A 7,759-nucleotide genomic window follows, 5' to 3' on the forward strand; every position below is an offset into this window, starting at 1 on the left:
CACCCCCCGGATCATCAACAACAGGAGGGGGAAGTCATGCCGGACCCGAAGGCCGGAGGCCCCATTGCGGAGCCACGAAAAAGGTAACGGGGGGGGGGGGGGGGGCTCCGGGCGGAACGACGCCGGAGCACCGCCCCCCCGCGTGGTGGCCGCCCTCGGCACCGGATGCGTGGTCTGCGTCCACCCGCCCGTCCGTGGCAGGCTGGGGTCCGTCGGATCGCACGGCCCGGAGGGAAGGGGCGGAGGAGGCCGCATGAACACCGTCGACTGGCACCAATTCGCGCATCGGATGGCGTCCATGGCCCGTGACCTGCTGGCCCAGGACACGGTCGAGGCGACCCTCGCCCGCATCACCTCCTCGGCCACCGCCCTCGTCCCCGGGTGCGACGCGGCAGGCATTCTCGTCCTCACCGGGACCGACGCGCGGACGCTCGCGCCCACGGATCGACTGGCGCTCGAGAGCGACCGGTTGCAGGTGCGGCTCGGCGAGGGCCCGTGTCTGGACGCGGCCCGGGTCGCCGGCGGGCAGCGGGTGTTCCGGATCGCCGACCTCCGCGAGACGGAGTCGCGCTGGCCGCGCTACAGCGCACAGGCCAGGGAGCTGGGGATCGGCAGCATGATGGGCTTCCTGCTCTTCACCGACGAGGAGGAGCTGGGCGCGCTGAACTTCTACTCGCGCAAGCCCGGCGCGTTCGGCGAGGCCGACGAGACGGCCGGCTGGCTCCTCGCCTCGCACGCCGCGGTCGCCTTCTCCGGGGCCCGCACCCACGCCCAGATGGAGCAGGCGCTGACCACCCGCCACGTCATCGGCGAGGCCATGGGCATCCTGATGGGCAGCCGCCGCCTCGACGAGAAGCAGGCGTTCGAGGCGCTGCGGCGGTACTCGCAGGAGAACAACGTCAAGCTGCGCGAGGTGGCCCGCCGGGTCTGCGCGCAGGGCACGCTCTGACCCGGGCGCGGCGTCGTGGGGGGCGGTCCTCCCGGCTCCTTCCCCGAACCGGGAGGACCTGGGACGGGTCGGCCCCCTCGGGGTTGAGCGCTACGGACCCGTCCTGCGAGGGTGGGTAACCACCTCCTCCGTGTTCATGCGTGCGACACGGGACGACTTGACGGCGACGCCGTTCCGCGGCTCCGGCGGCCGACGGCCCTGCGGGGCGCGGTCGTTCGGCTCCGGCGGCTTTCGAGGCCGCTCGGGAAGGAGACCCGGTCAGGGGCGGACCAGGCGGGTGAGGGCCCAGCGGGCGGGGAGGGCGTACGCGGCGACGACGGGGGCCGCACCGTCGATGCGCAGGGTGGTGAGGGTGCCGCCGGGGCGGGGGCGGACCTCGTGGTGGAGGCGCATGCGGAGGGGGCCGACCCGGACGCGCCAGACCCACGTCCGCGCCTCCTCGTCGACGGAGTCGACGACGAAACGCGCCCGCACGCCGAGGTGGCCGCGGACCTCCCCCCGCGCACCGCCCCGCACCCGGTCCCCGTCCGTCCGGACGGACCGGATCTGCGGCGACCAGGAGGGCCAGCACGCGGGCGTCACGTACCGCCGCCACACCTCGTCCGCGTCCGCCGCCCCCGCCACCCGCAGGATCACACTCGCCATCCCGCCATCGTCACCTCACCCGCCGAGCCGCGCCAGCTCCGCGTTCGCCCGCTCGGTGACGAGTGCGAGGACCCGCCCCGCCGCGGCCAGGTCCTCGGCGGGGATGCCGCCCCAGATCCGCGCGCCGGCGGGCGCCACCTGCGCCGCGGTGGTGTCGAGCAGTTCCCGCCCCGCGGCGGTGGCCCGCAGCACGGGACCGTCTGCGGCGACGAGTCCCCTCCCGGTCAGCGCGTCCAGCGCGGCGCGGATGTCCGCCGGGTCCGCCTTGAGCGTGCCGACGACCCGGGCGACGGCCTCGTCGGCGGCCGGCGAGGGCTCGGCGGCGACCGCGCGCAGGACGTTCTGCTGGAGGAAGGTGAGGCCGTGCCGGGCCAGCACGGTTTCCAGGACGCCGCGCGCCGCGTAGTGGGCCAGCCCGACGGCGCGCGCGTCGGCGATCGGTGCGGTGGTGGTCATGACTCCTCCTGAGGGTGTGCCGTGGACGTTCCGAGCGGTGTGCCGAGCAGGACGGTCAGCTCTCCGACGAGGACCCGGGTCCGCTGCCCGTCCAGCCCGCCCAGCGGGTCCAGGAGCTGTTCGTGGAGCCGTTGGACCACGTCGACGGCCTTCCGTGCGACGGCGGCGCCCTCCTGCGTCAGCGACAGCCGGACGGCCCGCGGATCGCGCGCGTCCCTCTCCCGTTCGACGAACCCCGCCGCCTCCAGCGCACGGGCCAGCTTCGAGACGTACAGCGCCTCGAGCCCCGTGTGCTCGGCGAGCTCCCGCTGACTGGGCCGCTCGCCGGTGCGCCGCATGCCGTGCAGGGTCGCGACCAGCGCGTACTGCGCGTGGGTGAGGCCCAACGGTGCCACCGCCCGGTCGACGGCGACCCGCCACTTGTTGGCGAGCCGCCAGACGAGGTAGCCGGGGGTCGGGCCGGGTGAGGACGAAGCCTTGCTCATGCCGAATACCGTACATGGCTATCATAGCCATGGCTATTGTTTTCTGCGGGAGGAGCGTGCCTCAGCCGTCGTGTGCGCCCGCCTGGCCGCCCGCGCCGAGCGGGCCGGTCGGGACGAAGGCGTCCGCGCGCGCCAGGCGGGGGAGTTCGCGGCGGGAGATCTCCGTGACGACCGGCGGCATCGCGGCGCGCACCAGCTGGGTGGCGCGCAGCCAGCCGGGGGCGTAGACACTGGCGCTGCGGCGCTCGACCGCGCGGACCATGCGGGCGGCCACCGTCTCCACCGGGTACACCTTGCGGGCGGGCCGCGGCATGTGCGCGCGCAGCTCGCGCAGGACGGCGTGGGCGTCCACGTCGCGGATCATGTCCGTGTCGGTCCAGTTCAGGTACGCGACGCCGACGCCCACCCCGTCCGGGGCGAGCTCTGCGCGCAGGGCGTGGCAGAACGACTCCGCGCCCGCCTTGGAGGCGCAGTAGGCGCTCATCATCGGCGAGGCGCCGATCGCGGCGAGCGAGGCGATCTGCAGGTAGTAGCCCCGGGTCGCGCGCAGCTGCGGCAGGAAGGCGCGGGCGGTGACCGCGCTGCCGACCAGGTTCACCTCGATCACCCGCCGCCACAGCCGCGGATCCGTCCGGCCGAAAGGACCGCCCTCCGCGATCCCCGCGTTGCCGATCACCACCGAGGCCGGCCCGAACCGCTCCCTGGCCTCGGCGGCCACCTCGTCCATCCGGGCGTCGTCGGTGACGTCCGCCTCCCAGCAGTGCGCCCGCGCCGGCAGCCCGCGCCGCACCTCCTCCATCGCCTCGGGCTCGAGGCCGACCAGCGCGACGGTCGCCCCGCGCTCCGCCAGCTCCCGCGCCATCGCCGCGCCGAGTCCCCGGGCCGCCCCGGTGACGACGGCGGTGCGGCCGTGCAGAACGCGTCCAGAACCCGCCACGTGCTTCTCCCTCGGTCCCTCGGATCGTCGGTCGCGGGCCCGCGGGCCCGTCCCCTCTGACTCCCCCTCATCGCCGAGGCCATACCAGGGCCGTCGGGCCATTCGGGTGTGTAAGGGTGCGGTAAAGGGTTACCCGGTGTGCTCACCAGGCGATCGCACGCGGATCGCGACACCCTTCCCCGAAGGAGCGTGGCCCCATGGCCGCAGCAAACCGTCCGGCAACGTCCGCGAAGAGCCCCGTGCAGAAGGCCGCACTCGCGGTGGGCATCGTCTTCCTCGCCGTCGGCGTCCTCGGCTTCGTCCCGGGGATCACCACCGACTACGACACGATGAAGTTCGCCGAGCACCACTCCGAGGCGAAGCTGCTCGGCGTCTTCCAGGTGTCGATCCTGCACAACCTGGTCCACCTGCTGTTCGGCGCCGCCGGGATCGCGCTCGCCAAGTCGGCCTCCTCCGCGCGCTCCTACCTCCTCGGCGGCGGCGCGGTCTACCTCCTGCTCTGGCTCTACGGCCTGTTCATCGACCATGACAGCGCCGCGAACTTCGTGCCGGTCAACACCGCCGACAACTGGCTCCACTTCTTCCTCGGCGTCGGCATGATCGCCCTCGGCGCCCTGCTGACCCGCGACCGCGCCCGAACCCGCGCGGCGCGGTGACCCACGCGACGCGGTGATCCGTGGGCCGAGCTGACCCGCGCGGCGTGCTGGGCCGCGTGACGCGGTGATCTGTGAGGCGAGCTGAGGCGGGCGGCGCGCTGCCTCAGGCGTCCCGCTGACCCGCGGGTCGAGCGACTGACGGGTCGAGCGGGACGCTCGGAGCGCCTGCTTGGCCCCGGCACCCGCCCGCGCGAGGGGCGGGGCCGGGTCACGACGACTCGCGGACGACCAGCGACGTCGGCAGCAGCGTGCGGGTGCGCTCGGCCGACGGGTCGGCGAGTTCCGCCAGCAGGATGCGGGCGATCTCCGCCCCCAGCTCCTCGACCGGCTGGCGGACGCTCGTCAGCGGCGGACTGGTGTGCCGGGCGATGATCGAGTCGTCGAAGCCGACGACCGCGACGTCGTCCGGCACCCGCCGTCCGCGCTCCCGCAGCGCCACGAGCGCTCCGGCCGCCATCACGTCGGACGCGACGAAGACCGCGTCGAGGTCCGGGACCCGGTCGAGCAGGCCGGCCATGGCGCCGTGGCCGCCCTCCTCGGTGAAGTCGGCCTGGGCGACGAGCTGTTCGGCCGGCGACCGGCCGGCGTCGGTCAGCGCCTCGCGCCAGCCCTGGAGCCGGCTGCGGCCGACCTCCATGTCGAGCGGCCCGGTGATCGTCGCGATGCGTTCGCGTCCGCGATCCATCAGGTGCCGGACGGCCGCGGTCGCGCCGCCCAGGTTGTCCGACCGGGCGTGGCTGAGGGTCTCCTCCTCCGAGCGGCGGCCGGCGAGGACCGTGGGCAGCCCCATCTCCTCCAGCAGGCCCGGCAGGGGGTCGCCGCGGTGGACGGAGACCAGCAGCACGCCGTCCACCCGCCGGGCGACCACGGACTCGGTGAGCCGGTCGAGGTCCGCCTTGTCGCGGACCAGGACGAGTTGCAGATGCGTCTGGGTGGCGGCGAGGCCGGTGCTCACGCCGCGGATCACGGCCGAGAAGTAGGGCTCGGAGCCCAGCCGGCTCTCCGACTCGGGGATCACCAGGGCGATCGCGTTGGTGCGGCTGGTGACCAGGCCGCGCGCGACCGAGCTGGGGACGAAGCCGAGTTCGGCGATGGCCGCCTCGACGGCCTCGCGGGCCCGGTCGCTCACCAGCGGTGAGCCGTTCAGTACCCGGGAGACCGTGGTGCGCCCGACGCCGGCCCGCGCCGCGACGGTCTTGATCGTGGGCCGCCGGTCCGCCCCCATGGCACCTCCCCTGCGTCGCCACCCGCCCGCGCGGCCGTCCGACACCGCATTGTGACACGGCGTCCGGACGCGCCGACGGGGGAGGACTTGAACGCGGCGACATCCGCCGGCAACGAAGTCGATTCAAGTTCTTGACACGTCCGCAACGGGCGGCCAGTCTTCCTGAAACCTCGGTGGAATCGTTCCCATCGCGATTGGAATCGTTCCCACCTGCCGTTTTCGGCCACCAGGTGCCGGAACCACGACGTGCTCGTCCCCTGACCGGAAGGACCCCGTGACCACGACCGCCCCCCGTACCGAGACCGTCCCCGGCGGCGGTTCCGCGCTCGCGTTCCCCGCCGGGTTCCTCTGGGGCGCGGCCACCGCCGCCTACCAGATCGAGGGCGCCGCCGCGCTCGACGGCCGCACCCCCTCGATCTGGGACACCTTCGCCCGCACCCCCGGCAAGGTCCGCAACGGCGACACCGGTGACGTCGCCACCGACCACTACCACCGCTGGCGCGAGGACGTCGGGATCATGTCCGACCTCGGCATCGGCGCGTACCGGTTCTCGATCGCCTGGCCGCGCGTCCAGCCCACCGGCCGCGGCCCCGCCGTCCAGAAGGGCCTCGACTTCTACCGCCGGCTGACCGACGAGCTGCTCGACAAGGGCATCCGGCCCGTCGCCACCCTCTACCACTGGGACCTCCCGCAGGAGCTGGAGGACGCCGGCGGCTGGCCCGAGCGGGCCACCGCCGAGCGGTTCGCGGAGTACGCGGCGATCGCCGCCGACGCCCTCGGCGACCGGGTGCGGACCTGGACCACCCTCAACGAGCCGTGGTGCAGCGCCTTCCTCGGCTACGGCTCGGGCGTCCACGCCCCCGGCCGCACCGACCAGGTCGCCGCCCTGCGCGCCGCGCACCACCTCAACCTCGGCCACGGCCTCGCCGTGAAGGCCCTGCGCGCGGCGCTGCCGGCCGAGGCCCAGGTGTCGGTCACCCTCAACATCCACCACGTGCGGTCGCTGACCGACGCCCCCGCCGACGTCGACGCCGCCCGGACCATCGACGGGGTCGCCAACCGCGTCTTCACCGGCCCGATGCTGCACGGGGCGTACCCGGCCGACGTCCTCGCCGACACCGCGCACCTCACGGACTGGTCCTTCGTCCGGGACGGGGACCTCCGGACGATCCGGCAGCCGCTGGACTTCCTCGGCGTCAACTACTACACGCCCACCCTGGTCTCCGCCGCGACCGACGACGCCGCGCACACCTCCGACGGGCACCGCGTCAGCGACCACAGCCCCTGGCCGGGGGGCGAGTCCGTCGCCTTCCACCGCCCGCCGGGCGAGACCACCGCGATGGGCTGGGCCGTCGACCCGACGGGCCTGCGCGACCTGCTCCTCGCCCTGGACCGCGAGTTCCCGGAGCTGCCCCTCGTCATCACCGAGAACGGCGCCGCCTTCGACGACTACGTGGACCCGGCGGGCGAGGTCCGCGACCCGGAGCGCGTCGCCTACCTGCGCGGCCACCTCGCCGCCGTCCACCGGGCGATCAATGAGGGGGTCGACGTCCGGGGCTACTTCCTGTGGTCGCTGCTCGACAACTTCGAGTGGGGCTACGGCTACAGCAAGCGGTTCGGCGCGGTGCACGTCGACTACGCCACCGGCACCCGGACGCCGAAGTCGAGCGCACGCTGGTACGCGCGGCTGGCCCGGTCCGGGGTGCTGGACGCCTGAGGGGAGGTGCAGAGGGTGCGGACCGGGGCACTCTGGGTGAACCTGGAAGTCCCGGCCGCCGCCGGGGACCGCATCGAGGAACGGAGCAGGGCATGGCGAAGAAGGACGACCTCTCCAAGGGCGACAAGGTCAGCTGGCAGAGCCACGGGCAGACCGTGCCTGGCAAGGTGAAGAAGAAGATCACCAGCCGGACGAAAGCGGCGGGCCGCAGCGTCGACGCGTCCAAGGACGACCCGCAGTTCGAGGTCGAGAGCGAGAAGTCCGGGAAGAACGCGGTGCACAAGCCGGGTTCACTGCGGAAGCGGAAGTCCTGATGGCGGCGCAGAAGGAGGCCGAACCGGACGAGGTGCGCAAGGAGTTCGGCGACGCGGTCAACATGACCGCGTCCCAGCTCGACTCGTGGCTGGAGACCGACGAGTCGAAGAGCGTCGGCCAGAGCGGCGACGGCGGTGAGAGCGTCGGGCACGCGTCCGGCCGCCGGATCGTCAAGCTGCTGCACACCAAGAAGGCCGACCTCACCGACGCCGACCTCGCCCACATGCGCAAGGTCGTCGGCTATGTGAACCGGCACCTGAAGCAGCGCCCCAAGGGGGACGTCACCGACACCAAGTGGCGCTACTCGCTCATGAACTGGGGCCACGACCCGAAGAAGTGAGCCCCTGGTGACGCGCGCGGCGCCGGCCCCCGAG

Annotated in this window: 10 protein-coding genes; 5 read left to right on the forward strand and 5 right to left on the reverse strand. The window is 73.7% G+C overall.

The genetic code is table 11. The annotated features are described in order from the left end of the window. The first annotated feature begins 253 nt into the window (after positions 1 to 253). Entirely contained in the window at positions 254 to 949 is a 696-nt protein-coding gene (locus ACFWEG_RS27200) for a GAF and ANTAR domain-containing protein (protein ID WP_387220268.1), read from the forward strand. A 258-nt stretch (positions 950 to 1,207) separates the two neighbouring features. On the opposite strand, the gene ACFWEG_RS27205 is transcribed toward ACFWEG_RS27200, so the two are convergent. The 4 genes from ACFWEG_RS27205 to ACFWEG_RS27220 form a co-directional block, all read right to left on the reverse strand. Beyond that, the gene (locus ACFWEG_RS27205; RefSeq protein WP_387220270.1) at positions 1,208 to 1,594 is read right to left on the reverse strand and encodes an SRPBCC family protein; all 387 of its coding nucleotides are present in this window, start codon (positions 1,592 to 1,594) and stop codon (positions 1,208 to 1,210) included. Between the two features lie 15 nt (positions 1,595 to 1,609). Further along, positions 1,610 to 2,050, reverse strand: a complete 441-nt coding sequence (locus ACFWEG_RS27210) for a MarR family transcriptional regulator (protein ID WP_387220272.1) — start codon at positions 2,048 to 2,050, stop codon at positions 1,610 to 1,612. Further along, complete coding sequence (locus ACFWEG_RS27215; RefSeq protein ID WP_387220274.1) at positions 2,047 to 2,535, reverse strand: MarR family winged helix-turn-helix transcriptional regulator; 489 nt, start codon at positions 2,533 to 2,535, stop codon at positions 2,047 to 2,049. The genes ACFWEG_RS27210 and ACFWEG_RS27215 overlap by 4 nt, the downstream gene beginning before the upstream one ends. Before the next feature lie 61 nt (positions 2,536 to 2,596). Continuing rightward, positions 2,597 to 3,472, reverse strand: coding sequence for an SDR family oxidoreductase (locus ACFWEG_RS27220; RefSeq protein ID WP_387220277.1), 876 nt, complete (start codon positions 3,470 to 3,472; stop codon positions 2,597 to 2,599). A gap of 197 nt (positions 3,473 to 3,669) precedes the next feature. Here ACFWEG_RS27220 and ACFWEG_RS27225 point away from each other — a divergent pair, with 197 nt between their 5' ends. After that, positions 3,670 to 4,128 (forward strand): DUF4383 domain-containing protein, encoded by a 459-nt coding sequence (locus ACFWEG_RS27225; protein WP_387220280.1) that lies wholly within the window; start codon positions 3,670 to 3,672, stop codon positions 4,126 to 4,128. Between the two features lie 208 nt (positions 4,129 to 4,336). Here the strand turns inward: ACFWEG_RS27225 and ACFWEG_RS27230 are convergent, their stop codons facing one another. Continuing rightward, on the reverse strand, positions 4,337 to 5,353 hold the full coding sequence (locus tag ACFWEG_RS27230) for a LacI family DNA-binding transcriptional regulator (RefSeq protein ID WP_387220283.1): 1,017 nt from the start codon (positions 5,351 to 5,353) through the stop codon (positions 4,337 to 4,339). 274 nt (positions 5,354 to 5,627) lie between these two features. Between ACFWEG_RS27230 and ACFWEG_RS27235 the strand changes: the two genes are divergently transcribed. The 3 genes from ACFWEG_RS27235 to ACFWEG_RS27245 all read left to right on the forward strand — a co-directional run bounded on the left by ACFWEG_RS27235 (position 5,628) and on the right by ACFWEG_RS27245 (position 7,725). Then, complete coding sequence (locus ACFWEG_RS27235) at positions 5,628 to 7,070, forward strand: GH1 family beta-glucosidase (RefSeq protein WP_387220284.1); 1,443 nt, start codon at positions 5,628 to 5,630, stop codon at positions 7,068 to 7,070. Between the two features lie 92 nt (positions 7,071 to 7,162). Continuing rightward, the gene (locus ACFWEG_RS27240) at positions 7,163 to 7,384 is read left to right on the forward strand and encodes a DUF2945 domain-containing protein (RefSeq protein WP_387220287.1); all 222 of its coding nucleotides are present in this window, start codon (positions 7,163 to 7,165) and stop codon (positions 7,382 to 7,384) included. Next, positions 7,384 to 7,725 (forward strand): DUF3140 domain-containing protein, encoded by a 342-nt coding sequence (locus tag ACFWEG_RS27245; protein ID WP_387220289.1) that lies wholly within the window; start codon positions 7,384 to 7,386, stop codon positions 7,723 to 7,725. Before ACFWEG_RS27240 ends, ACFWEG_RS27245 begins: the two co-directional genes overlap by 1 nt. Positions 7,726 to 7,759 lie beyond the last annotated feature (34 nt).

This window comes from Streptomyces sp. NPDC060194 (assembly GCF_042728285.1).
Taxonomy (GTDB): Bacteria; Actinomycetota; Actinomycetes; order Streptomycetales; family Streptomycetaceae; genus Streptomyces.

Bases quoted from the DNA above. Each gene is read 5' to 3' on its own strand.
- ACFWEG_RS27245 (WP_387220289.1), top strand. From the start codon at position 7,384: ATGGCGGCGCAGAAGGAGGCCGAACCGGACGAGGTGCGCAAGGAGTTC.
- ACFWEG_RS27225 (WP_387220280.1), top strand. From the start codon at position 3,670: ATGGCCGCAGCAAACCGTCCGGCAACGTCCGCGAAGAGCCCCGTGCAG.
- ACFWEG_RS27200 (WP_387220268.1), top strand. From the start codon at position 254: ATGAACACCGTCGACTGGCACCAATTCGCGCATCGGATGGCGTCCATG.
- ACFWEG_RS27215 (WP_387220274.1), bottom strand. From the start codon at position 2,535: ATGAGCAAGGCTTCGTCCTCACCCGGCCCGACCCCCGGCTACCTCGTC.
- ACFWEG_RS27240 (WP_387220287.1), top strand. From the start codon at position 7,163: ATGGCGAAGAAGGACGACCTCTCCAAGGGCGACAAGGTCAGCTGGCAG.
- ACFWEG_RS27230 (WP_387220283.1), bottom strand. From the start codon at position 5,353: ATGGGGGCGGACCGGCGGCCCACGATCAAGACCGTCGCGGCGCGGGCC.
- ACFWEG_RS27210 (WP_387220272.1), bottom strand. From the start codon at position 2,050: ATGACCACCACCGCACCGATCGCCGACGCGCGCGCCGTCGGGCTGGCC.
- ACFWEG_RS27205 (WP_387220270.1), bottom strand. From the start codon at position 1,594: ATGGCGAGTGTGATCCTGCGGGTGGCGGGGGCGGCGGACGCGGACGAG.